This window comes from Kosakonia sp. MH5 (assembly GCF_009935945.1).
Lineage (GTDB): Bacteria > Pseudomonadota > Gammaproteobacteria > Enterobacterales > Enterobacteriaceae > Kosakonia > Kosakonia radicincitans.
Map to the genome: position 1 here is coordinate 104,071 of NZ_QODH01000003.1, position 23,377 is coordinate 127,447.

General features: G+C 55.1%; 25 protein-coding genes and 1 other RNA gene. 11 read left to right on the forward strand and 15 right to left on the reverse strand.

The window, feature by feature from the left end:
* Positions 1-4 precede the first annotated feature (4 nt).
* Positions 5-1,000 carry a peptidase U32 family protein gene (locus tag DK872_RS10265; RefSeq protein WP_071921592.1) on the reverse strand — a complete coding sequence of 332 codons (996 nt, stop codon included), beginning with the start codon at positions 998-1,000 and terminating at the stop codon, positions 5-7.
* A 240-nt stretch (positions 1,001-1,240) separates the two neighbouring features.
* Here DK872_RS10265 and DK872_RS10270 point away from each other — a divergent pair, with 240 nt between their 5' ends.
* Positions 1,241-1,765, forward strand: coding sequence for an SCP2 domain-containing protein (locus DK872_RS10270; protein WP_035887934.1), 525 nt, complete (start codon positions 1,241-1,243; stop codon positions 1,763-1,765).
* A complete protein-coding gene (locus DK872_RS10275) occupies positions 1,759-2,262 on the forward strand; it encodes a GNAT family N-acetyltransferase (RefSeq protein ID WP_007369940.1) in 504 nt (167 codons plus the stop codon). Before DK872_RS10270 ends, DK872_RS10275 begins: the two co-directional genes overlap by 7 nt.
* Here the strand turns inward: DK872_RS10275 and DK872_RS10280 are convergent.
* Complete coding sequence (locus DK872_RS10280; protein WP_007369941.1) at positions 2,249-2,551, reverse strand: GIY-YIG nuclease family protein; 303 nt, start codon at positions 2,549-2,551, stop codon at positions 2,249-2,251. The genes DK872_RS10275 and DK872_RS10280 overlap by 14 nt on opposite strands.
* A gap of 54 nt (positions 2,552-2,605) precedes the next feature.
* On the opposite strand from DK872_RS10280, the gene DK872_RS10285 reads away from it, so the two are divergent.
* Positions 2,606-3,043, forward strand: a complete 438-nt coding sequence (locus tag DK872_RS10285) for a YhbP family protein (protein WP_161518324.1) — start codon at positions 2,606-2,608, stop codon at positions 3,041-3,043.
* On the opposite strand, the gene DK872_RS10290 is transcribed toward DK872_RS10285, so the two are convergent.
* The gene (locus tag DK872_RS10290) at positions 3,029-3,547 is read right to left on the reverse strand and encodes a type 1 glutamine amidotransferase domain-containing protein (RefSeq protein ID WP_071921591.1); all 519 of its coding nucleotides are present in this window, start codon (positions 3,545-3,547) and stop codon (positions 3,029-3,031) included. The two genes, DK872_RS10285 and DK872_RS10290, sit on opposite strands and share 15 nt — an antisense overlap.
* Before the next feature lie 121 nt (positions 3,548-3,668).
* Here DK872_RS10290 and DK872_RS10295 point away from each other — a divergent pair, with 121 nt between their 5' ends.
* Positions 3,669-4,322 (forward strand): NAD-dependent epimerase/dehydratase family protein, encoded by a 654-nt coding sequence (locus tag DK872_RS10295; RefSeq protein ID WP_071921590.1) that lies wholly within the window; start codon positions 3,669-3,671, stop codon positions 4,320-4,322.
* A 52-nt stretch (positions 4,323-4,374) separates the two neighbouring features.
* Entirely contained in the window at positions 4,375-5,412 is a 1,038-nt protein-coding gene (locus tag DK872_RS10300) for a permease (protein ID WP_071921589.1), read from the forward strand.
* A 47-nt stretch (positions 5,413-5,459) separates the two neighbouring features.
* On the opposite strand, the gene dolP is transcribed toward DK872_RS10300, so the two are convergent.
* From dolP to DK872_RS10320, 4 genes are read right to left on the reverse strand one after another with little or no spacing between them, the layout of a single operon-like run.
* A complete protein-coding gene (gene dolP / locus DK872_RS10305; protein ID WP_007369946.1) occupies positions 5,460-6,035 on the reverse strand; it encodes a division/outer membrane stress-associated lipid-binding lipoprotein in 576 nt (191 codons plus the stop codon).
* Positions 6,036-6,044: 9 nt separating this feature from the next.
* The gene (gene diaA / locus DK872_RS10310; protein WP_035888033.1) at positions 6,045-6,635 is read right to left on the reverse strand and encodes a DnaA initiator-associating protein DiaA; all 591 of its coding nucleotides are present in this window, start codon (positions 6,633-6,635) and stop codon (positions 6,045-6,047) included.
* 22 nt (positions 6,636-6,657) lie between these two features.
* Entirely contained in the window at positions 6,658-7,053 is a 396-nt protein-coding gene (locus DK872_RS10315; protein ID WP_007369948.1) for a YraN family protein, read from the reverse strand.
* Positions 7,011-9,128, reverse strand: a complete 2,118-nt coding sequence (locus tag DK872_RS10320) for a penicillin-binding protein activator (protein ID WP_071921587.1) — start codon at positions 9,126-9,128, stop codon at positions 7,011-7,013. Before DK872_RS10320 ends, DK872_RS10315 begins: the two co-directional genes overlap by 43 nt.
* 62 nt (positions 9,129-9,190) lie before the next feature.
* Between DK872_RS10320 and rsmI the strand changes: the two genes are divergently transcribed.
* Entirely contained in the window at positions 9,191-10,048 is an 858-nt protein-coding gene (gene rsmI / locus DK872_RS10325; protein ID WP_007369950.1) for a 16S rRNA (cytidine(1402)-2'-O)-methyltransferase, read from the forward strand.
* 60 nt (positions 10,049-10,108) lie between these two features.
* On the opposite strand, the gene DK872_RS10330 is transcribed toward rsmI, so the two are convergent.
* The 8 genes from DK872_RS10330 to garD all read right to left on the reverse strand — a co-directional run bounded on the left by DK872_RS10330 (position 10,109) and on the right by garD (position 18,185).
* Complete coding sequence (locus DK872_RS10330) at positions 10,109-10,882, reverse strand: DeoR/GlpR family DNA-binding transcription regulator (protein ID WP_074778522.1); 774 nt, start codon at positions 10,880-10,882, stop codon at positions 10,109-10,111.
* A 111-nt stretch (positions 10,883-10,993) separates the two neighbouring features.
* Positions 10,994-12,037: a galactitol-1-phosphate 5-dehydrogenase gene (gatD, locus tag DK872_RS10335; protein ID WP_035887921.1), complete on the reverse strand. Its 1,044-nt coding sequence runs from the start codon at positions 12,035-12,037 to the stop codon at positions 10,994-10,996.
* A 45-nt stretch (positions 12,038-12,082) separates the two neighbouring features.
* Positions 12,083-13,456, reverse strand: a complete 1,374-nt coding sequence (locus DK872_RS10340; protein ID WP_090397677.1) for a galactitol-specific PTS transporter subunit IIC — start codon at positions 13,454-13,456, stop codon at positions 12,083-12,085.
* A 4-nt stretch (positions 13,457-13,460) separates the two neighbouring features.
* The gene (gene gatB / locus DK872_RS10345) at positions 13,461-13,745 is read right to left on the reverse strand and encodes a PTS galactitol transporter subunit IIB (RefSeq protein ID WP_007369954.1); all 285 of its coding nucleotides are present in this window, start codon (positions 13,743-13,745) and stop codon (positions 13,461-13,463) included.
* 29 nt (positions 13,746-13,774) lie between these two features.
* Positions 13,775-14,239, reverse strand: a complete 465-nt coding sequence (gatA, locus tag DK872_RS10350) for a PTS galactitol transporter subunit IIA (RefSeq protein WP_090397679.1) — start codon at positions 14,237-14,239, stop codon at positions 13,775-13,777.
* 14 nt (positions 14,240-14,253) lie between these two features.
* The gene (gatZ, locus tag DK872_RS10355) at positions 14,254-15,525 is read right to left on the reverse strand and encodes a tagatose-bisphosphate aldolase subunit GatZ (protein ID WP_035887916.1); all 1,272 of its coding nucleotides are present in this window, start codon (positions 15,523-15,525) and stop codon (positions 14,254-14,256) included.
* A 44-nt stretch (positions 15,526-15,569) separates the two neighbouring features.
* Positions 15,570-16,424 (reverse strand): tagatose bisphosphate family class II aldolase, encoded by an 855-nt coding sequence (locus DK872_RS10360; RefSeq protein ID WP_035887915.1) that lies wholly within the window; start codon positions 16,422-16,424, stop codon positions 15,570-15,572.
* A 189-nt stretch (positions 16,425-16,613) separates the two neighbouring features.
* Positions 16,614-18,185, reverse strand: coding sequence for a galactarate dehydratase (gene garD / locus DK872_RS10365; RefSeq protein ID WP_043956430.1), 1,572 nt, complete (start codon positions 18,183-18,185; stop codon positions 16,614-16,616).
* A gap of 423 nt (positions 18,186-18,608) precedes the next feature.
* On the opposite strand from garD, the gene DK872_RS10370 reads away from it, so the two are divergent.
* The 5 genes from DK872_RS10370 to rnpB all read left to right on the forward strand — a co-directional run bounded on the left by DK872_RS10370 (position 18,609) and on the right by rnpB (position 23,327).
* Positions 18,609-19,946, forward strand: a complete 1,338-nt coding sequence (locus DK872_RS10370; protein ID WP_007369960.1) for an MFS transporter — start codon at positions 18,609-18,611, stop codon at positions 19,944-19,946.
* Positions 19,947-19,972: 26 nt separating this feature from the next.
* Positions 19,973-20,743, forward strand: a complete 771-nt coding sequence (gene garL / locus DK872_RS10375) for a 2-dehydro-3-deoxyglucarate aldolase (RefSeq protein ID WP_007369961.1) — start codon at positions 19,973-19,975, stop codon at positions 20,741-20,743.
* Between the two features lie 31 nt (positions 20,744-20,774).
* The gene (gene garR / locus DK872_RS10380; RefSeq protein ID WP_064563447.1) at positions 20,775-21,665 is read left to right on the forward strand and encodes a 2-hydroxy-3-oxopropionate reductase; all 891 of its coding nucleotides are present in this window, start codon (positions 20,775-20,777) and stop codon (positions 21,663-21,665) included.
* A 104-nt stretch (positions 21,666-21,769) separates the two neighbouring features.
* Complete coding sequence (garK, locus tag DK872_RS10385; protein ID WP_035887910.1) at positions 21,770-22,915, forward strand: glycerate 2-kinase; 1,146 nt, start codon at positions 21,770-21,772, stop codon at positions 22,913-22,915.
* 32 nt (positions 22,916-22,947) lie between these two features.
* Positions 22,948-23,327: RNase P RNA component class A (rnpB, locus tag DK872_RS10390), an RNA gene on the forward strand.
* The last annotated feature ends 50 nt before the right edge of the window (positions 23,328-23,377 follow it).

Sequence of the window (23,377 nt, forward strand, 5' to 3'; positions counted from 1 at the left end):
CTACCTACTGCCATTTACGGTGATATGCGCCGAGCGTGGTTTGTGTGCCTTCCGACATGGCTCCTAACGTCTCCATCCATGCGGATTGCGGGACAAAGTCCTGCGGCGCGGCTATGCAACGATCAATAGCCTGACGCCACACCTTCGCCACCTGGCTGACGTACGCCGGGCTGCGCTGGCGGCCTTCGATTTTTACCGAGGCGATATTTGCTGCCAACAATTCCGGCAACAGCTCCAGCGTATTCAGGCTGGTAGGCTCTTCCAGCGCATGATAACGCTCGCCATCCACCAGATAACGCCCTTTGCACAGCGTGGGATAACCCGCGTTTTCACCCTCCTGATAGCGGTCGATCAACACGTCATTCAGGCGGGATTCCAGCCCTTGTGGCGTTTGCTGCCAGCGGACAAAACGCGCGGGCGAACAGGCGCCAACGGTATTGGGCGATTCGCCGGTGAGATAGGAGGAGAGGTAGCAACGGCCTTCGGCCATAATGCACAGGCTGCCGAAAGCGAAGACCTCCAGCGGAACGGGCGTTACGCGCGCCAGTTGTTTCACCTGATGAATGGATAAAACGCGCGGCAGTACCACACGTGCGACATCAAAGTGACGATAATAAAAGCGAATTGCTTCTTCGTTAGTGGCGGAGGCCTGCACGGAGACATGACGCTCAATATGCGGATAACGCTCGGCGGCGTATTCCAGCATCGCCAGATCGGCGAGGATCAGCGCATCGGCACCAATCTGTGCGGCCATATCCACGGCCCGCTCCCAGCGCTGGTAACCATCCGGGTGCGCAAAAGTATTAATGGCGATATGCAGTTTGCGGCGGTGCTGATGAACAAAACTCACCGCCTCCTGGAGTTTTTTCTCCGTAAAGTTGAGTCCGGCGAAATGGCGGGCGTTCGTATCATCTTTCAGGCCGATATAAACCGCATCGGCACCGTTTTCGATAGCCGCCTTCAATGCCGGAAGGTTTCCGGCAGGGCAGAGCAACTCCATAGTGTATCCTGCAATCAGCGGGCCAGATGGCCCGGACGTACCCCGCAGGGTCGCCAAATTGTTAACGAACTGGGATTTTAGTTAACCTGCTGGCGACAATTTTTGATTTGAGGCAGTTAAATGCGTATTGATGGAGCCATAACCGCCGTCTATTTATTGCCTGATTGTTGATTTGCGCCGCTATACCATTACGGGAATGTGGCAAAATAGCCGCAATTATCATTTCTGGGAGTTAAGCCCGTGTTGGATTCATTGCGCTCACGTCTTGTTCACTTCGGCCCGGCATTACTAAGTGTTCCGGTTAAGCTCACACCTTTCGCCATCAAGCGTCAGGTGCTGGAGCAGGTGCTGCGATGGCAATTCCAGCAGGCGCTGGCGGACGGAGAGCTTGAGTTTCTCGAAGGGCGCTGGTTAAGTATTCAGGTACGGGATATCGGCCTGACGTGGTATACCTCTGTTGAGAATGGTCAGTTGATTGTTCGTGAGTCAGCTGATGCTGATGTCAGCTTCAGTGCGGACGCCAGCGATTTGCTAATGATTGCCGCGCGCAAGCAGGATCCGGACACGCTCTTTTTCCAGCGTCGGCTGGCGATTGAAGGCGATACGGAGCTTGGGCTGTACGTAAAAAATCTGATGGACGCCATTGAACTGGAGCAGATGCCAAAACCCCTGCGGGTGATGCTGCTGCAACTGGCGGATTTTGTTGAGGCCGGCCTGCAAGCGCCGCCCGCAACGACACAACCTTCTATAGGTGAGCCATGCTGATTAGAGTTGAAATTCCCATTGATGCACCCGGTATCGACGCGTTATTGCGTCGTAGTTTTGGTGGTGAAGGCGAAGCCACGCTGGTGCACAATCTGCGTGAGGATGGTTTGATCACGCTGGGATTTGTCGCAACCGATGATGAAGGTCAGGTTGTGGGCTATGTGGCCTTTAGCCCGGTTACGGTTGCCGGTGAAGAGCTGCAATGGGTTGGGCTTGCGCCGCTGGCAGTCGATGAGCAGTATCGCGGCCAGGGCATTGCGCGCCAGCTTGTCTATGAAGGGCTGGATTCGCTGAATGAGTTTGGTTATGCCGCAGTCGTCACGTTGGGCGATCCGGCGTTCTATAGCCGTCTGGGGTTTAAAAATGCCTCGCAGTACGATCTGCGTTGCCGCTGGCCGCAAACGGATGAGGCGTTTTTAGTTCACCCTCTTGCTGATGATGCGCTGAATGGCGTCAGTGGGCTGGTGGAATACAGCGATCACTTCAATCGCCTTTAACGACGGTTGCTTGCAGGCTTTCTCGTAGCGCCTCGAACGTGCCATCTCCGGCGACGAGGCGCTCTTTCTGGCGTTTGGTTAACTGCTTGATGCGATACTCCAGCCGTAACGCCAGCGATCTTTCTCCTACCTGAGCTGAAAAAACCAGCGCCAGTGCGCCTTTTCCCCGCAGCGCTTTTGCCCCTTTCCCGTTTTGATGCTGCGTAAAGCGACGCGCCACATCGGTGGTAATGCCGGTATACAGCATGTTGTCGGCGGTGCGGATAAGATAAAGAAACCAGAGCGTCATGGCATTATTCATTGTGTTAATGTGAACGAAAAAATAACACGAGGAAGAGAAAAAATGGAGACGCTTGCAGCCATTAACCGCTGGCTGGCGAAACAGCATGTTGTCAGTTGGTGCGTGGCGAACCGGGGCGAATTGTGGTGTGCTAATGCGTTTTACATTTACGATGCGCAGAAAGTGGCGTTTTATATCCTCAGTGAAGATCATACGCGCCACTCGCAGATGACAGGGCTTCGGGCGAAGGTGGCGGGAACCGTCAACGGCCAGCCGAAAACCGTAGCGCTGATTCGCGGCGTGCAATTTACCGGCGAGATCCGTCGTCTGGAAGGGGAGGAAAGCGAGGTGCCGCGTGCGCAGTACAACCGTCGCTTTCCTGTTGCGCGCATGTTGTCAGCCCCTATGTGGGAGATTCGCCTTCACGAATTGAAATTCACTGACAACACGCTGGGTTTTGGTAAAAAATTACACTGGATCCGCGACTCAGGCACCCAGTAAACGCAATGCCTCGCGGTTAAACGCAGGCAAATCTTCGGGGGTGCGGCTGGTCACCAGTTGATCCTTATCGATCACCACTTCCTGGTCATAGAACTCACCCCCGGCGTTTTTCACATCGACGACAATAGGTTTCACCGCTGTCAGCTTGCGTCCGCGGATGGCGTCCGCGCTGATCAGCAACTGCGGGCCGTGACAAATGGCGAAGACGGGTTTACCGCTGCTGATAAAATCGCGGGTGAAGGTAACAAACCGGTCGTCGCCGCGCAAATGATCGGGTGAGTGGCCGCCCGGTAGCAGCAGGGCGTCAAAATCCACTGGCCGCACCTCATCAATGGCTTTATCAATCACCACTTCAGCTTCGCCTTGTTTGCCGTGGATGGTTTTCCCCGCCTGTTTCTCTATAGTGATCACCTCATGGCCGGCCTGACGAAATTCCTGTGCCGGAGAGGTGAATTCTGAATCTTCAAACTCGTCGGTGATCAAGACTGCAATTTTCTTGCTCATAATTCCTCCGTTGTTTTGGCTTCAGCGCTCGTTGTTATCCATACTGATAACCCATCAGACTACTAAGCCTGGTTTAGCTGGCGGGTATTGCAAGACAGATTCATCTGCAAAAGGAGAGTAAATGCCACGCGTAATGATCACTGGTGCAACGGGTCTGGTTGGCGGACACCTGCTGCGATTACTGAGTAACGATGCGCGGGTCGGCACTCTTGTTGCGCCAACTCGCCGCCCATTATTGGGCTTCTCCGACGTGGAGAACCCGCACGATCCGCAGTTAAGCGATGCGCTGGCGCAGGTAACAGGAGCTGTGGATACGGTTTTTTGCTGCCTTGGTAGCACGCGGCGTGAAGCAGGAAGTGAAGAGGCATTCATACATGCGGACTATACGCTGGTGGTCGATACGGCATTAACCGGGTTGCGGCTTGGCGCCAGGCAGATGCTGGTGGTCAGCTCGATGGGCGCAAACGCGCGTTCACCATTTTTCTATAACCGGGTAAAAGGCGAGATGGAAAAAGCGCTCATCGCGCAGGAGTGGCCCCGGCTGGTTATTGCCCGTCCGTCGATGCTGCTGGGGGAGCGCGAAAAGCAGCGCTTCAGTGAATCTCTGCTCGCACCGCTGTTTCGTCTGCTGCCGGGCAACTGGAAGTCGATCCGCGCGCAGGATGTCGCCCGCGCGCTGCTGACATTGTCCTTCACGCCCGCGGAAAATCGCGTCGAGGTCGTCGCCTCTGCGCAGTTACGCGCGATTGCTGCAGGCTCGCAATTGGCAAAATAGTTTTCCCGGCGTACTATTCCCCGGCTTATCACCTATTTCCCCGGGGAATGTTATGACTGGTCAGTCTTCACCTCAGGCGGCAACACCCATTCAGTGGTGGAAACCCGCGCTATTCTTTCTTGTGGTTATCGTTGGTCTTTGGTACGTGAAATGGCAGCCTTATTACGGTAAAGCCTTCACTGCTGCCGAGACGCACAGCATTGGTAAATCTATTCTTGCTCAGGCCGATTCCAGCCCGATTCAGGCGGCGTGGGATTATGCGCTGGTCTATTTTCTTGCCGTCTGGAAAGCGGCCGTACTGGGCGTAGTGCTGGGCTCGTTGATTCAGGTTTTGATTCCGCGCGACTGGTTACTGCGCACGCTGGGGCAAAAACGCTTTAGCGGCACGCTGTTTGGTACGCTGTTCTCTCTGCCTGGCATGATGTGCACCTGCTGTGCCGCGCCGGTGGCGGCGGGCATGCGCCGTCAGCGCGTCTCAATGGGCGGCGCACTGGCATTCTGGATGGGCAACCCGCTGCTTAACCCGGCTACGCTGGTGTTTATGGGCTTTGTTCTTGGCTGGCATTTTGCCGCAATCCGTCTGGTTGCAGGTCTGGTGACGGTGCTGGGCGTTGCGATGCTGGTACAGGCGCTGGTCAAAGAGGGCCCGCAGCAGGCTGAAGCAGTGGATATTACGCTTACGGAGCCGCAGGGCAGCTTTATGGCGCGCTGGGGCAAAGCCTTATGGCAACTCTTCTGGAGCACCATTCCGGTCTATATTCTCGCTGTTCTGGTGCTGGGTGCGGCGCGTGTCTGGTTATTCCCGCATGCGGATGGCGCGATCGATAACACGCTGTTGTGGGTGATTGCGATGGCGATTGTCGGCTGCCTGTTTGTGATCCCGACGGCAGCCGAGATCCCGATTGTGCAGACCATGATGTTGGCGGGTATGGGAATGGCGCCTGCGCTGGCGCTGTTGATCACGCTACCGGCGGTAAGCCTGCCGTCGCTGATCATGCTGCGTAAATCGTTTCCATTAAAAGCGTTGTGGCTGACCGGCGGGCTGGTGGTGCTGTGCGGGGCGATCACTGGCGCTATTGCGTTATTCTGAGTTTTGACAGAGTAAAAAAAGCCCGGCGAATTTGCCGGGCTTTTTTGTTATTTCAGCAGGGTAAATGCCGTAGTTACGTGTTTCACACCGCTGACGCGGCTGGCGATATCTGCCGCTGCCTGGCCTTCACGCTGGGTGACCAGACCCATCAGGAACACTTCGCCATTTTCGGTGGTCACTTTCACGTTAGAGGATTTCACCTGATCGCTGCCCAATAGTTGCGAGCGGACTTTAGTGGTTATCCAGGTATCTGAAGACGCCGTACCGAGGCCGATCGGCTGACCCTGGCGAATTTCGTTGAATACTTCGGTTGCACCCTCAACGCCCACGGCAATCTGTTTCGCTCTGGAAGAGAGCTCGGTATTCGGGGCCTGCCCGGTCAGCAGAACTTTCCCCTGATACGCGGTAACGTTGACACGCGCTTCTTTTTTAAGCTGCTCATCTTTGGACAACGCGCTGTTGACGCGCAGTTCCAGCGTGCTGTCATCCACCTGGGTGCCAACGGTTCGCGGATCCGTCGCGGCTTTAGTGCCAACGGCGGCAGAACCGACCACGACTGCGCCAACACAACCTTGTAACAGCAGCGCGGAAATAAGGACTGCGAGGGGCGTGAATGCCTTCATGTGTACTCCTTAATCATCCTGGTGAGGAAAAAGCGTGTTATCAATCAGATCGCATAAGCAATTCACTGTCAGCATGTGCATTTCCTGGATGCGCGCGCTGCGATGGGAAGGAATACGGATTTCGACATCCTGCGGCCCCAGCAGACCCGCCAGCTCGCCACCGTCGTAGCCGGTCAGCGCTATGATGGACATATCACGCGTTACTGCCGCTTCCACGGCTTTAACGATATCGCGACTGTTGCCGCGCGTGGAGATGGCCAGCAGGATATCCCCGCTGTGGCCGAGCGCGCGAACCTGCTTGGCGTAAATCTCATCATGCAGACGATCATTTGCTATCGCGGTTAAGACCACATTATCGGTATTAAGTGCAATGGCAGGTAAACTGGGACGTTCTGTTTCAAAACGGTTGATCATGCTGGCAGCAAAATGCTGTGCATTGGCGGCAGAAGTGCCGTTGCCACAACAGAGGATTTTGTTGCCGTTAAGCAGGGAGTGAACCATCGTCATGGCTGCGCGGGAAATGGCATCAGGCAACGCTTCCGCCGCCGCAATTTGGGTTTGAATGCTTTCCGTAAAGCAGGCTTTAATTCGTTCGAGCACAGTAATCCCTATCATTTTGCAATTATGAGTGGTCGTTAAAGGCGTTTTGTATCCACTCAACGTCATTTTCGGTGCAGGCTACCACATCAAACCGGCAATCCACAGTATCAAAACTCCCATTGTGCCGGGCGAGCCACAAACGGGCTGCTTGCAGGAGCCTGACCTGTTTCGCGCGTGTGACACTGCTCGCAGCGCCGCCAAAACGTGACGATCTGCGATAGCGCACTTCAATAAAGACGGTGGTAGTTTTGTGCCGCATTATCAGATCTATTTCGCCGCCGCGCTCGCGCACATTGGCGGCTAAAAAATGCAGTCCTTTGCTTTCCAGCCAGCGACGCGCTTTGGCTTCCCACACGTCGCCGGTCTGTTTACGGGTTAACTGGCCGGGACGATTTGTCCCTGCTGGTATTTGAGCCATGACAACTTCCTGTTGATCACGCAATCCTGGGTGGCGGTTAAATCACCGGTATTTCCGTTCAGTTCAAACCCCGGAACCTGGCGCATCTGCGAGAAGTTATTCGCCAGCGACCAGGCATCCGCGCCCATGGCATACAGGCGCGCCAGTGAGTAGTCATTGTTAACGCTTTTCAGCGCCTGCTGCATTAACGATGGGTTCGCGCCTGCCAGCATCGGGATTTCGTTAAATTGCAGGCCTTCCATCTCCAGACGGAAATCCGGGCCTGCGCCGCCCTGCGCGCTGCGGGAGCTGGCATAGAGCATCACGTTGCTCTGGCTGCCGGTGCGCAGGGTAATCATCGGTTTAATCAGCGCGATCTCATCCTGCGTCGCCACGATATAAACCGAATCCACGCTGCCGCTGCCGCTGATTTGCGCGTCGGTCGGCGGAGCCGGAATGTTCAGACCGCCAATAGTCACGCCCTGCTGCTGCGGCAGGCTGGCAACCACCGGGCTGCCGGTCATAGCAATACCGGAACCGCCATTCAGGCCCATCCGCAGTTCGGCGGTGGAACCAAATTTCTGCTCCAGCACCACGCCGCCGCCGAGTTTCAGCCACTCTTCGGCAAAGGCTTTACTGATTCGTTCGCCCAGATTGCTACGCGGCACCAACAGTAGCGGCGCATGACGGCCCTGTTCATGGATGTGGCGCGCGGCATCGTGTGCTTCATCTTCCGGCGAGAGTGCGAAGTAGCAGATATTTGCACGGTTTTCGACGCTTTCCGGCTGGTTGAGCGCCAGCACGTTCAGCGTGGTGTGGCTGCGCATCAACTCTTCAACATTGTTTTTCAGCAGCGGGCCGACCACGATACTCGCGCCATCTTGCTGCACCTGATTGAGGATCTGATCCATCGGCTGCGCGCTGGTATCGTAAATTTTCAGTTCAGCGCCCGGGTTTGCTGGCGTACCGGCAACGGCTGGCGCGGCAACCGGCTGCGTCGCATTGGCATCGGCTGGTTGAGGCGGCGTTACCGCTGCGGGATCCTGCTCTGCTGTGGTGTTGGATTGCGTGTCTGTTTCGCTCTGCGCGGCGCTATCCGGTGCCTGCACCTGCTGTGCATCCGGCGCAGCAGCGCTGGTTAAATCATTAACGCTGGTCTGCGATGGGCTAACCACCGCAGCATTGGCTGCCTGCGCCACCTGCTGCGGAACGGCCGGGCCGGAAACGGTGGAAACACCGTTTTTAGCGGCTTCAAACCCCTGCTGAATCGCCCGGCCAAAAACAGCGGCCTGGCCATTTAATGGCAGCAGCAGCGCGATTTTATTGGCCGATGCCGGTTTGAAGTTTTGCAGATTCGACAGTTGGGTCGGCAGCATTTTCGCCGCCGGGTTTTGCGGGTAGCGGGTCTGCCAGTCGGTGATGCCCGCTTTCAGCATGTTGGGATCGTTGCGGTTATCAAACCAGACGCGTTGCAGATCGAGCCAGCCCTGCAGGGTGACTTCATCGGCGTTGATCACCAGCGCTCTGGCTTGATCCTGCGTCATCGAAGCCAGCGCCTGCCAGGTGGCATCGATGTTTTTCTGCTTCTCTTCGGGTTTCGTTAACAGTGGCTCCTGGGCAATCAGAGCGCGCAGCAATGTCAGGGACGGCTTGCCTTGCGCGGCTTCAATCCCTAACTGCCAGTAACGCGCCTGCTGATTTTGCTCCAGATCGGCAGGATCGATCTTACTCAGCAGCGCCTGTGCGCCGGCGAAATCTTTCTGCACCAGTTTCATTTCGGCGGCGAGCAGAGAATATTCTTTACGCTGATTGTCGTTCAGATTCTGCGGTAGTTGGCTGAAGAGTTCGCTTGCCTGCTGGGTTTTACCCTCTTTAAGCAGTGCACGAATGGCGAGTAATTGCCAGTTGGTCTTGCTATCATCTGTGCTTTGCTGCATCTGTTGCAGGTAATAGCCAGAATCAGCTTGCGCCGAGCCCTGCAGATGCGTGGTGCTCTGGTCTGTCGACTGGGTACCGCATCCTGCAAACAGCAGGGCGGCCAGCACCACAGGCACGCAGCGCGTGGCTTTCGAACGTAGAAATCTTGACGGTAGCATACTGTATCCAGTGATAATTTTTACGCAATGCTCAATATTAAATCGGCAATACGGATGAAACAATGAAACAACACGAATCGGCGGAGAATTCTCAGGGTCAGCTTTATATTGTACCTACTCCCATTGGGAATTTGGCTGATATTACGCAACGCGCCCTCAACGTGTTGCAGGCCGTTGATTTAATTGCGGCGGAAGATACCCGCCACACCGGTTTATTGCTTCAACATTTTGCCATTAATGCCCGCCTGTTCGCCCTGCACGACCATAACGAGCAGCAGAAAGCGGAAACGCTGGTGGCAAAGCTGAAAGAGGGACAGAACATTGCGCTGGTCTCGGATGCCGGAACGCCGCTGATCAACGATCCGGGCTATCACCTGGTGCGCACCTGCCGTGAAGCGGGCATTCGCGTTGTACCTTTGCCCGGCCCGTGCGCTGCGATTGCCGCGTTGAGCGCCGCCGGGCTGCCGTCGGATCGTTTTTGTTACGAAGGGTTTCTGCCTGCCAAATCGAAAGGGCGTCGCGATACGTTAAAAGCGCTGGAAACGGAAAGCCGCACGCTGATTTTCTATGAATCCACCCACCGTTTACTGGAAAGCCTGGAGGATATGGTCGCAGTGTGGGGCGAGAGCCGCTATGTCGTGCTGGCCCGCGAGCTGACCAAAACCTGGGAAACCATTCAGGGCGCGCCAGTAGGCGAACTGCTGGCATGGGTGAAAGAGGATGAAAACCGCCGTAAAGGTGAGATGGTGCTGATTGTCGAAGGCCATAAAGCGCAGGAAGATGAGTTGCCCGCCGATGCGCTGCGTACGCTGGCGCTGTTGCAGGCTGAACTGCCGCTGAAGAAAGCTGCAGCCCTTGCCGCGGAGATCCACGGCGTGAAGAAAAACGCGTTGTACAAGTACGCGCTGGATCAGCAATAACCCGATCAATACAGGCGCTGGAAAGTCGCGTCAGCGACCACAGCGCCGTAGACACGCTTTTTACACCACCGCCAGTTCCTTCTCCATTTTGCGAAACGCGGCTCTGTCCTTGTCGCTGATGCTGTCATCGGTGATCACCGCATCGATTTTCTCCATCGGCAGCACCTGATTAAAACCGCGACGGTTGAATTTGCTGGCATCCACGACTGCAACGACTTTATGCGCGGCGGCGGCCATCACGCTGCTAATGGAGTAGCCTTCATTAAAGGTGGTGATGCCGTTCGTCGCATCAATGCCATCCGCACCGACGAACATTAAATCTGCGCTGATGCCCTGCAAAGAGCGTTCAGCAATAGTGCCGTGCATGGAGTGCGTTTTATGCCGTACGGTACCGCCGCAAACCACAAGGGTGATGTCTTTGTTTTCCGACAGGGCAAATGCAGCGGGAAGGCTGTTGGTAATAACGGTAATGTTGGTTCTTTTCGTCAGAGCCTCAGCAATCAGCATGGTGGTGCTGCCGCTGTCGAGGATCACCGTCATACCCTCTTCGATCATGCTGGCGGCGGCCTGGGCGATACGTTTTTTCGGATCGCTCGCCAGTCGGTAGCGTTCTTCCAGCACCACTTCCTGATTTTCGTTATCCAGCACCGTTGCGCCGGGTTTCGCGGCGCCGCCGTGAAAGCGTGTTACCAGGCCTTTCTCTTCCAGCAGACGCAGATCTGCGCGGATGGTGACTTCAGAAATGCCAAAGCTGTTCGAAAGGTCAATCACCAGCACACTTCCCTGTGAGTTAACCAGTTCGACGATCTTATTCCTTCGTTCAAATGAGTTCATATTAATTTTGCCTGATAATTAACTTCCTCTAGTGTAATCGAAGGATTGTGAAAGTTGAACGCTAACTTTCGAAAGGAAATGTGAGCCAGCGCAGGTTGCTGGCTCTCTCGCTTAATCGAGCCGTAACAGGATTTTGCCCTGCATCGGCGCACCGTTAAGGTTCTGTACTGCACGGGCGTAACTGTCCGGATCGCCGCGATGGGCGATCAACGGCTCCAGCATCAGTTTTTTCTCTGTCAGCAGACGTGTAGCCGTTGTCCACTCTTCCCCCGGCCACGGGCCGGAGTAGTTCATCCAGCTGCCAATCAGGGTCATCTCTTTGCGCAGAATTTGGCCGAACACGGGCGCGGTTAACGTCAGGTCGTGATGCAGGGTACCGATCAATGCCAGCTGGGCGCGCGGCCCGGCGATTTCGATTGCCAGTGAGACGGTTTGCGGTGTTCCTGCCGTTTCCAGTACCAACTGGTCGAAACGCGCCTCTTCCAGGCCTGCGGTAATCGCCCTTACATCCTGCTTGCTGCTATTGAAGGTGAAGGTTGCGCCGAGTTCGTTTGCCAGTTGCAGCTTGTCGGGGTTGATATCGATAGCGGTAACGCTTTTGGCACCAAGCGCCCGTGCGCACTGCATGGCCAGCAGGCCAATGGTACCGGCACCGACAATGATCACGTTTTTGTTTTCACAACCGCCAGCAAGGTGGAAGGCATGCAGGCCGACGGTGATGGGTTCAATAAATGCGCCATCTTCAATCGTCATATCCTTCGGCAACGCGATCAGATTCGCCCGTTTCACTACGATGTATTCGGCATTACCGCCATCGCTGCGCGAGCCGACAAACTGGTAGCGCTTGCACAAGGAGAAGTACTCGCGGCGGCACTCCGGGCAATCAAAGCAGGGCAGCAGCGGCACGCATGCCACTGCATCCCCGGCGTGTAAATCGTTGATTGCCGCGCCACAGGCTTCGACATAGCCGCTGAATTCATGTCCCAGGGTAATTGGGTAAAAATGCGCGCCACCAGCAAAGATACGCGGGATGTCAGAACCGCACAGGCCGGAGCTGACAACCCTGACTTTGACATCATCATCGTGCTGCAACTGAGGTTCCGGGCGTTCTTCAACGCAGACGTGGCCCTCAGCATGGATAACCACTGATTTCATAATACTCTCCAGGAACAACAAAGGGGGAGCAGGGCTCCCCGGGGATCAGGATACGGTCTGGCTTTGTGCGGCGAGCGAGGCCTTTTCGGCCGCTCTGATGTTGCGTGCTCTGCGCCATGTCAGCAGCACACCGGCCAGATAAAGGGTGGCAATCACCACAAAACCCACCACGTTTTGCCAGGTGAAAAGCTGAATAAGCAGCCAGGTGAATGGCGAACCGCCCTGGTCCATTGATGCCACCAGACTGCCCGATTTCAGCGCGCCTGCGTTGGCGGCAAGCTGCGTATGCAGGCCGATGGTTTGCGTGGCGACCCACAGCGTGATGCTCATGATAATAATGCCGGAGATCAGCGTGCGGAACAGGTTGCCCTGATGTACCGCAACCGCCATCGCCACAAAGAACCCGATGGTTGCCAGATCGCCGAAGGGCAGCACCTGGTTACCTGGCACCAGCACCGCAATCAAAATGGTTAGCGGAATAAAGATCAAACTGGCGGAGACCACTGAGGTGTGGCCAAGCAGCAATGCCGGATCTAGACCAATCAGGAATTCCTGGCTGCCAAATTTAGCCTGTAGCCGTTTACGCGCCTGTTTCGCGATAGGCGTTAGCCCATCCATAATCGGTTTGATGACGCGCGGCATCAGCAGCATCACGGCAGCCGTTTTCACCGCCAGTTGCAGCACGCCTTTCAGGTCGTAGCCTGCCAGCAGACCAATGACAATCCCCATCACAAACCCCACGGTGACCGGCTCGCCAAACGGGCCAAAACGTTTCTGAATATCGTCGGCGCTAAAGTGAACGCGGTTAAGGCCGGGGATTTTTTCGATGATTGTATCAACCAGCACGGCAATGGGGCCGAGGTAAGCAGAGGTACCGTGTGGGATGGCAATCCCTTCCAGCCCAAAGAAATCCCGCGTGTCCTTTGCAAACCAGTCGCCCAGCTTGAAGACGAACGCCGCATGCGCCACGACGCCGAGTATGCCGATCCAGTAAGAGCCGGTAGCGAGGTGCAGCATGGCGCCGGTAAAGGTCATGTGCCAGATATTCCAGATATCGACGTTCACCACGCGCGTCATGCGGGTGACCAGCATCAGGATATTCACGGCAATCGCGACCGGGATGGCGACCAGCGCGATCTGTGACGCCCATGTCATCGGTGACGAGCCAGGCCAGCCGACATCAATCACATGCAGGTTAATCTGGAAATGTTCAGCCATTGCTTTTGCCGCCGGGCCTATGGAGTCCAGCATCAGGCCAATCACCAGCCCAATACCGACAAAGCCAATCCCGATGTGCAGGCCCGATTTAAAGCAATCCCCGAGCTTCATCCCCAGTAATTTCGAGAAGATGATGATCACCGCCGGCAGCATGACGGTAGGACCTAAATCGAGGATATAACGCATAATTTCGCTAAACATCGCGTTACCCCCTGAGGATCGTCAGGATTTTTTGTTGCAGCGCTTCAATGCCCACGCCGGAGACGAAAGGCATGCCGTGCACAACAGGTATATCGCCAAAGGTACGATCGACTCTCGCAGTGGTGCAGATCATATCTGCGCCATCCATATAGGTTTCAATTTCATTCACCCGACACTGCACGAGGTCGAGTTCGATCTGGTGGTCGGCGCAGAGCTCTTTGATCTCTTCCGCTGCCATGGTGGAGGTGGCGACCGCACCGCCGCAGGCGACGATTACTTTACGTTTCATAGGGTACTCCTTTTATTATCAGTATGTTATTAAGCCTGCTCGCACTTCTCAGGCTCCAGGATCGTGTCCCGAAAAAGCGTCGCCAGGTTATCGGCAGGCGTATCCAGCAGCGCTTCCAGCGTGTTCGGGTTTTGCAGCTCACTAAAAAGACGTCGTAACAACTTCAATTGCTCGGCCGGGTTTTCCACAATCAGGGCGATAATTAGCGAGACGGCGATTTCGGCATCATCGTCAGCTTGTTGAAAATAAACCGGTTTATCCGGGCGGATCAGATACAGTGCCGGGGACTTAGCATGTACCGCCTCGCAGTGCGGGATGGCCACCGCGTGGTGTTCAAGGGCAATGCCGGTCGGGTAAATCGCTTCGCGCGCCACGAGGGCTGCCGGATAGCTTTCATGCACGACGCCCTGCGCCAGCATCTCCTCGCCAATATGCGTCAGCACATGCTGTCGCGAGGTAAATTCAATTCCGGTGCAGACAAACAGTTGGCTCATACATTCTCCGGTCATCAGGCAATTTCAGGGGCGCATCCATAGCGATAGGCGCGCAATACATCCTGTATTTTGTCAATGATCAGGCTGTGCGGCGTTGCGGCGATCTCATTTAGCGACGCGCGTTCCAGTTGTACGGGTAAATACTGGCTGATCAGCCCTAACGGCAGCGTTGTGGCGCTGAGATTTGCCAGCAGTTTCCCTACGCTCTGGCGAATGCGCGGGTGCGGCCAGTAGTAGCGGATACGATCCGAAAGGCTGAAGTGGATATCCACCATCGACTGGCTCCAGGTCGGACGGTAATACTTTTTCCAGTAATCTGGTTCGTTAAGCATCACTTCATCGATTACCTCCAGTACGCGGCTGCGGTTTTCCGGCGCAATCAGTTCGTTTTCCATCTGCGCCAGCGCAAAAATGGCTTCGCGTAGCGCAAAGGTCAGCGCGGGACCCACTTTCAGAATGGCGAAGTGGTCGCGTACCAGCGCGCGGTAAGCCTGGCGGGACTGGTAATCAGTGGAGTGCGCTTCGTAGACCATCGGCGTCTGGCGGATCCAGCCGGAAAGCGCTTCTGCTGCCTGCGGCTGATAGTGGATAACCTGGGTATGATCGAATTCAACGCCTGGCTGCACGACGATAGCAATAACGCGGTTCATCGCGTCATCCAGCCCTAATGCATGGAAAGCGACACGGTGTGTTTCCAGCGTACGAGCAGCATCTTCGACGCGTGTAACGTGAACCGTATTGATACTGCTGGCTTCGCCGCCGGGAACCGGAACTTCAGTACCTATCACGTAGGTCAGGTTTTTTTTCAGCGCGTCGCTGGCGGTTTCTTCCGCCGCCTGGCACAAACGTGCGGCGCGTTCGGCGACAACATGCGGTTCCAGCGGAACCGGATCGTCGGCGCAGGACATCGATGCATCCAGATGGATCTTGCTGAAACCGGCAGCCACATAGGCTTTGATCAGCGCCACGGATTTTTCCATCGCGGCGGTAGCGGTTTCGTTTTGCCAGCAGTTAGGCCCAAGGTGATCGCCGCCAAGGATCAGCCGCTCCCGTGGAAAGCCGATCTCATCGGCGATGCGGTAGACAAAGTCGCGGAAATCGGCGGGTTTCATGCCGGTATAGCCGCCAAACTGATTGACCTGGTTCGAGGTTGCTTCGATCAATACTTTCGCGTCGGTCGATAAATCAAAGCGCAGCGCGGCTTCAATGACCAGCGGGTGCGCTGAGCAAACAGAACAGATACCGAGGTGCTCCCCCGCTTTATGGCGGGCAATAATCTCTTTCACGTCTTCCTCCGGTTATTACGCAATATTTTCAAAAGGTTGTGGCGTTATAGCTTGCCTTCGCAGCCGCAGACGCCGATCACTTTGCGCACCACCTCTTTCATGGCCGTTTTGGCCGGAACCATGTAGTGGCGCGGATCGCTGGCATCCGGGTGCGAAGCAAACCAGGCCTTTAACGCGTCCGAGAAGGCGATTTTCAGTTCGGTAGCGACGTTCACCTTGCAAACGCCCAGCGCGATGGCACGGCGAATATCCGCTGCGGGCAGCCCGGATGCGCCGTGTAAAACCAGAGGAATATCAACCTGTTGGCGTATTTCCGCCAGCCGTTCAAAATCGAGTTTCGGCTCGGCGGTATAAAGGCCGTGTGCGGTGCCAATCGCCACTGCGAGCGAATCAATACCGGTTTTCTCGACGAAATCTTTAGCCTGTTGCGGATTGGTGTAGCGGGTGTCTTTTGCATCGACAATCAGATCGTCTTCCTGTCCGCCGAGGCGGCCCAGCTCCGCTTCCACGCTGGCGTCGTAGCGATGGCATAAATCCGTTACCGCTTTCACCAGCGCAACATTGTCGTGGTAGGGGAAGTGGGAACCGTCAATCATCACCGAACGAATACCGGCCTGAACTTTGGTTTCTATGTCGCTGAATGTTTCATGGTGATCGAGATGAATGGCCAGTGGCTGGTTGAAGTGGCTGGCCAGATTACCGGCGATAGCTACCAGATTGCCGACGCCTGCATAACTGAATGTCCCTGGTGTGCCCGCAACAATCAGCGGAGAGCGCAATTCGGCAGCAGTTTCGACTACCACTTGTAAGGTTTCGAGATTGTGGATATTGAAGGCGGGCACCGCGTAACCTTCACGTTGTGCTTTGTTAAGCATGGTTTTCGTCGAAATAATATACACACAGCCTCCGAAATCTTTCGTTTGTTTTCTTCGAAAGAATCTATAGGCTTTCGTAATGTTTTTTTGTGATTGGTGTCTGGAAAATGAAAATTTCGAAAGTGAAAGGAAGTTTGTGAAAGGAAAAGCAGGCAAAAAAAAGCATGGCCGAAGCCATGCTTAAAAGTGAGGTTTACGTTTTTGTTATTAAAATCAAGTCACCGGAGCCGGGTTAAACACTGCCAGCTGGTTATGCAGCCCCCACTGATCGGAGAAGGTTTTCTTACGACCGCTGGCGACATCAAGGATAAAGTGGAACAGCTTCCAGCCCACATCCTCGATAGTCTCTTCGCCGGTTGCGATCGTCCCGGCATTGATATCCATTAAGTCATACCAGCGATTTGCCAGCTCGGTGCGGGTCGCCATTTTGATTACCGGTACGGCAACCAGGCCGTACGGCGTGCCACGCCCGGTGGTAAACACTTGTACGGTGATCCCGGAAGCCACCTGCTGCGTACCGCAGACGAAGTCGCTCGCCGGTGTTGCGGCATAAATCAGCCCGCGTTTGGTCGGACGTTGTCCCGGAGAGAGCACTTCAGAGATGGCGCTCTTACCGGATTTCGCGATCGAACCCAGCGCTTTTTCCACGATATTCGCCAGGCCGCCTTTTTTGTTCCCCGGAGAAGGGTTGGCGCTGCGGTCGGTTTTACCCATATCGAGATAGTTATCGTACCAGGCCATCTCTTCCAGCAGGCGTTTGCCCACTTCTTCGTTGATGGCACGCGGCGTCAGCAGGTGAATCGCATCACGTACTTCGGTCACTTCGGAGAACATCACCGTACCACCGCAGCGAATAATCAGGTCGGAGGCATAGCCCACCGCCGGGTTCGCCGTCACGCCGGAGAATGCATCGCTGCCGCCACACTGCATACCGACTACCAGTTCAGAAGCCGGGCAGGTTTCACGTTTACGCTGGTTCAGCTTCGCCAGGTGGCGCTCGGCAACCTGCAGAATATCGTCAACCATTGAGCGGAAGCCCACATGCTGCTCATCCTGCAAACGAACAATACTGGCGCTGTCAACCGGAATGGCTTTCACATCCTCGGTCCCTTCCAGCAGACGCTCCGGCTGCAATTTTTCACAGCCCAGGCCAATTACCATGACTTCGCCGCCGAAGTTCGGGTTCAGCGAAATGTTATGAATGGTGCGAATGGGAATGACTGCCGCCGGTGCATTAATGGCTACGCCGCAGCCATACAGGTGATTCAGGCCGACCACGCCGTCAACGTTCGGGTATTTCGGCAGCAGATCGCGCTCAATGATCTTCACGACATAATCCACCACGCCCGCAACGCAGTGCACGCTGGTGGTCAGGCCGAGCAGGTTCTTGGTGCCGACGCTTCCATCCGCGTTGCGGTAACCTTCAAAGGTATACCCCTCCAGCGGCGGTAGTGGCTCCGGGACTTTCGTCGCCAGCGGCAGTGTATTCAGCGGCGGTGCTTTTGGCAGCTCAACCATGGATTCATCAATCCAGCTACCGCGGGGGATATCACGCATGGCGTAACCAATGATCTCACCATAGCGCACGATTTCGCCGTGATGGGGGATATCAACCAGCGCCACTTTATGGCCTTGCGGAATATGCTCAATTAGCTCGAGACCGTCCGGAAAACGGGTTCCCGCCTTTAAGCCATTGTCATTGACGATGATAGCGACATTATCCGTGTCGTGTACCTTAATATAAAACGCCCCTGGCGGTTGCTGTCTAATTTCAATGTTGGACATTGTCAAGTAATCTCCAGCTAACTTATACGATGCATTGCTCTATAAAAGCGGAATCATTCTTTATTCTGGAATTAATATCGGGAATAAAAATCTTGTTTGCTGAAATAAGAATGTCAGGAGTTTAAATATTAAAATGTGATCTAAATCACTTATTATCTCGATTCCCCATCTGGCGGGGCTGCATATTGCAAGATCTGTGCATCAGCGCCCAGGCTTATGTGCAAATGCTCAAAATAATCTTTCCAGATAATGTTAAAATTGAGCAACCCACCAGTGTGTGGTGCCTTGTCGGTGATTATACTGAAGGCTAATAAAATCAAAGTGCCATTATCTGATAATAAGTTTCGAGTGCTTAAATAAAATCAGATAAGAAACGTCTCAATAATTATATTTTAAAGTTAGCGGCGCCCAAGGAAATTAAAAATGACTATCGAAGATTCTGTCGTGGAAACAAAACGGGGGTTGCCGACCCGTTATTTAATTCTGCTGATTATATTTATTGTAACCGCAGTGAATTATGCAGACCGCGCCACGTTGTCCATTGCCGGGACCGAAGTGGCGAAAGAGCTGCAACTTGACGCTGTATCGATGGGCTACATTTTTTCGGCTTTCGGCTGGGCTTACCTGCTGATGCAAATCCCTGGCGGCTGGCTGCTTGACCGCTTCGGCTCTAAAAAAGTGTATACATGGAGCCTCTTTTTCTGGTCGCTCTTTACTTTCCTGCAAGGTTTTGTCGACGTTTTCCCGATCGCCTGGGCCGGCATTTCCATGTTTTTCATGCGCTTTATGCTGGGCTTCTCTGAAGCGCCGTCATTCCCGGCGAATGCCCGCATCGTTGCGGCCTGGTTCCCGGCGAAAGAGCGCGGCACGGCATCAGCGATTTTTAACTCTGCGCAGTACTTCTCACTGGCGCTGTTCTCGCCGTTGCTGGGCTGGCTGACCTTTGCCTGGGGCTGGGAACATGTCTTCACTGTGATGGGCGTGATCGGTTTTGTGCTGACCTTCGCCTGGGTGAAATTTGTTCACAACCCGACCGATCACCCGCGTATGAGCCGCGAAGAGCTGGAGTATATTGAGAAAAATGGCGCGGTTGTCGATATGGACCACAAAAAAGCCGACGATGGCAAAAATGCGGGTCCAAAAATGGATTATATCAAGCAGTTGCTGTGCAACCGCATGATGCTCGGCGTCTTCTTCGGGCAATACTTCCTGAACACCATTACCTGGTTCTTCCTGACATGGTTCCCGATTTACCTGGTGCAGGAAAAAGGCATGTCGATCCTGAAAGTGGGATTTGTTGCTTCCATTCCGGCGCTGTGTGGTTTTGCCGGTGGCGTACTGGGCGGGCTGTTCTCTGATTATCTGATCAAGCGCGGTTCAACCCTGACGATGGCGCGTAAATTCCCGATTGTGGTCGGGATGTTACTGGCTTCCAGCATCATTCTGTGTAACTACACCGATAACACGGTGATGGTGGTCGCACTGATGGCGCTCGCCTTCTTCGGTAAAGGTTTTGGCGCGCTGGGTTGGCCGGTTATCTCCGACGTCGCGCCAAAAGAGATCGTCGGTCTGTGCGGTGGTGTATTCAACGTATTTGGTAACGTGGCTTCTATCGTGACGCCGCTGGTCATCGGATACATGGTTAAAGAGTTGCATTCTTTCAACGGTGCGTTGGTGTTCGTAGGCTGTTCAGCGCTGATGATGATGGTCTGCTATCTGTTCGTGGTCGGCGACATCAAACGTATGGAATTGAAGAAATAAGCAACGACACATTTAAGGTACAAAAGATGAATAACGATATCTTCCCAAACAAATTCAAGGCCGCGCTGGCGGCCCAACAGATTCAAATCGGTTGTTGGTCTGCGCTGGGTAGTCATATCAGCACTGAAGTTCTGGGCCTGGCAGGCTTTGACTGGCTGCTTCTGGACGGCGAACACGCCCCAAACGACGTGCTCACTTTTGTACCGCAATTAATGGCGTTGAAAGGCAGCGTCAGCGCACCGGTCGTGCGTGTACCGACTAACGAGCCGGTGGTTATCAAGCGCTTGCTGGATATCGGCTTTTACAACTTCCTGATCCCGTTTGTGGAAACCGAAGAGGAAGCGGTAAATGCGGTAGCGGCAACCCGTTATCCGCCGGAAGGCATTCGCGGCGTGTCGGTTTCGCATCGCGCCAATATGTTCGGCACCGTGCCGGATTACTTCCGTCAGTCCAACGCCAACATCACCATCCTGGTACAGATCGAAAGCCAGGCCGGTGTGGATAATCTTGATGCAATCCTTGCCACAGACGGCGTGGATGGCGTGTTTGTCGGCCCAAGCGATCTGGCGGCGACGCTGGGTTATATCGGTAACGCGGCGCACCCGGAAGTCCAGCGCACCATTCAGCACATTTTTGCCCGCGCGAAAGCACACAACAAACCGAGCGGCATTCTGGCGCCGGTGGAAGCTGATGCTCGCCGCTACCTGGAATGGGGCGCGACCGTCGTTGCGGTTGGCAGCGATTTGGGCGTGTTCCGTTCGGCGACGCAGAAACTGGCCGACACCTTTAAAAAATAACCAAACCACCCTTTAAAAGAGAGACGCAATTATGACGATGAAAGTTGGTTTCATTGGCCTTGGCATCATGGGTAAACCAATGAGTAAAAACCTCATTAAAGCAGGTTACTCACTGGTGGTCGTGGACCGTAACCAGGAAGCGGTGGCTGAACTTATCGCTGCAGGCGCGGAAACGGCAGCGAACGGGAAAGCGGTTGCTGAGAAGTGCGATGTCATCATCACCATGCTGCCGAACTCCCCACACGTGAAAGAAGTGGCGCTGGGTGAGGGCGGCATTATTGAAGGTGCTAAAGCCGGTACCGTGCTGATCGACATGAGCTCCATCGCACCGCTGGCCAGCCGTGAAATCAGTGACGCGCTGAAAGCGAAAGGCGTGCAAATGCTTGATGCGCCGGTAAGCGGCGGCGAACCGAAGGCGATCGACGGTACGCTGTCTGTGATGGTTGGCGGCGACAAAGCTGTCTTCGATAAATACTACGACCTGCTGAAATCCATGGCCGGTTCTGTCGTGCACACCGGTGATATCGGTGCGGGCAACGTCACCAAACTGGCAAACCAGGTGATTGTGGCGCTGAACATCGCTGCGATGTCTGAGGCGCTGACACTGGCAACCAAAGCCGGCGTTAATCCGGATCTGGTGTATCAGGCTATCCGTGGTGGTCTGGCAGGCAGTACCGTGCTGGATGCGAAAGCGCCAATGGTGATGGATCGCAACTTCAAACCGGGTTTCCGTATCGATCTGCACATCAAAGATCTCTCCAACGCGCTGGATACGTCGCATGGCGTGGGCGCTCAACTGCCGCTGACCGCTGCAGTGATGGAAATGATGCAGGCGCTGCGCGCTGATGGTCTGGGCAACGCCGACCACAGCGCCATTGCTTGCTACTACGAGAAACTGGCGAAAATCGAAGTTACTCGTTAATTAAGAAGGGCGCGGCTCTGCGCCCTGGATTTCTTGTACATCCACATCTTCGGGCCGCAGTGGGCCTGAAGGGTGAAGTGCGCGGCACTATCAGGCTCACAATTATGAAAATCGTAATCGCCCCAGACTCTTATAAAGAAAGCCTTTCTGCTACTGAAGTAGCTCAGGCGATAGAAAAAGGATTTCGGGAAATTTTTCCTGATGCTCACTACGTGTCAGTTCCGGTTGCCGACGGTGGTGAGGGAACAGTTGAAGCCATGATTGCTGCCACTAAAGGTATTGTGCATACCGCGCACGTTACAGGCCCGCTGGGGAATGATGTTGATGCCCGGTGGGGGATGTCCGGCGACGGGAAAACCGCTTTTATTGAAATGGCGGCGGCCAGCGGTCTGGCGCTGGTGCCACCGGAATTACGTAACCCTTTGATTACCACTTCGCGCGGCACCGGGGAACTTATTTTGCAGGCGCTGGAACATGGGGCGAACAATATTATTATCGGCATTGGCGGCAGTGCGACCAACGATGGCGGTGCGGGCATGGTACAGGCGCTGGGCGCCAAACTGACCGATGCGAACGGCACCGAAATTGGTTACGGCGGCGGCAGCCTGATGAGCCTGAATGCGATTGATATTTCCGGGCTGGATCCGCGCCTGAGCGATTGTACGATTCGCGTGGCCTGCGATGTGACTAACCCGCTGACCGGCGAGCAGGGCGCATCGCGTATTTTTGGGCCGCAAAAAGGGGCCACCGAAGCGCTGATCGTTGAGCTGGATCGAAACCTTGGTCACTTCGCCGACGTCATCAAAAAATCGCTGCGAGTGGATGTGAAAGAGGTGCCAGGCTCCGGCGCGGCAGGCGGTATGGGCGCGGCGCTGATGGCTTTTCTCGGCGCGGAACTGCGCAGTGGTATTGAGATTGTGACCCAGGCGTTGAATCTCGAAGAGCATATTCATGACTGTACGCTGGTAGTAACTGGCGAAGGGCGTATCGACAGTCAGAGCATTCACGGCAAAGTGCCGGTCGGCGTGGCGCATGTTGCTAAAAAATACCACAAACCAGTCATCGGGATTGCCGGCAGTCTGACCAGCGATGTTGGCGTGGTTCACCAGTACGGTATCGATGCGGTGTTCAGCGTGTTGACCGGCATTACCACGCTGGAAGAGGCGTTCCGAGGCGCGTTTGATAATATTTACCGCGCGTCACGCAATATTGCGGCCACATTGCAGGTCGGAATGCTGACGGAAGGGTGACAGGCGCGCGCAAACCCACTATACTGCGCGCCGAAGCTGACCAGACAGTCGCCGCTTTGTTGCAGTCCTCCTTCGGGGGAGACGGGCAGAGGGGAGGAAAGTCCGGGCTCCATAGGGCAGGGTGCCAGGTAACGCCTGGGGGGCGCAAGCCTACGACCAGTGCAACAGAGAGCAAACCGCCGATGGCCCACGCAAGTGGGATCAGGTAAGGGTGAAAGGGTGCGGTAAGAGCGCACCGCGCGTCTGGCAACAGTTCGCGGCACGGTAAACTCCACCCGGAGCAAGGCCAAATAGGGGTTCACAAGGTACGGCCCGTACTGAACCCGGGTAGGCTGCTTGAGCCAGTGAGCGATTGCTGGCCTAGATGAATGACTGTCCACGACAGAACCCGGCTTATCGGTCAGTTTCAATTTTTCAGGCAAAACCCGCTTCGGCGGGTTTTTGCTTTTTTGCTTTTTTGCT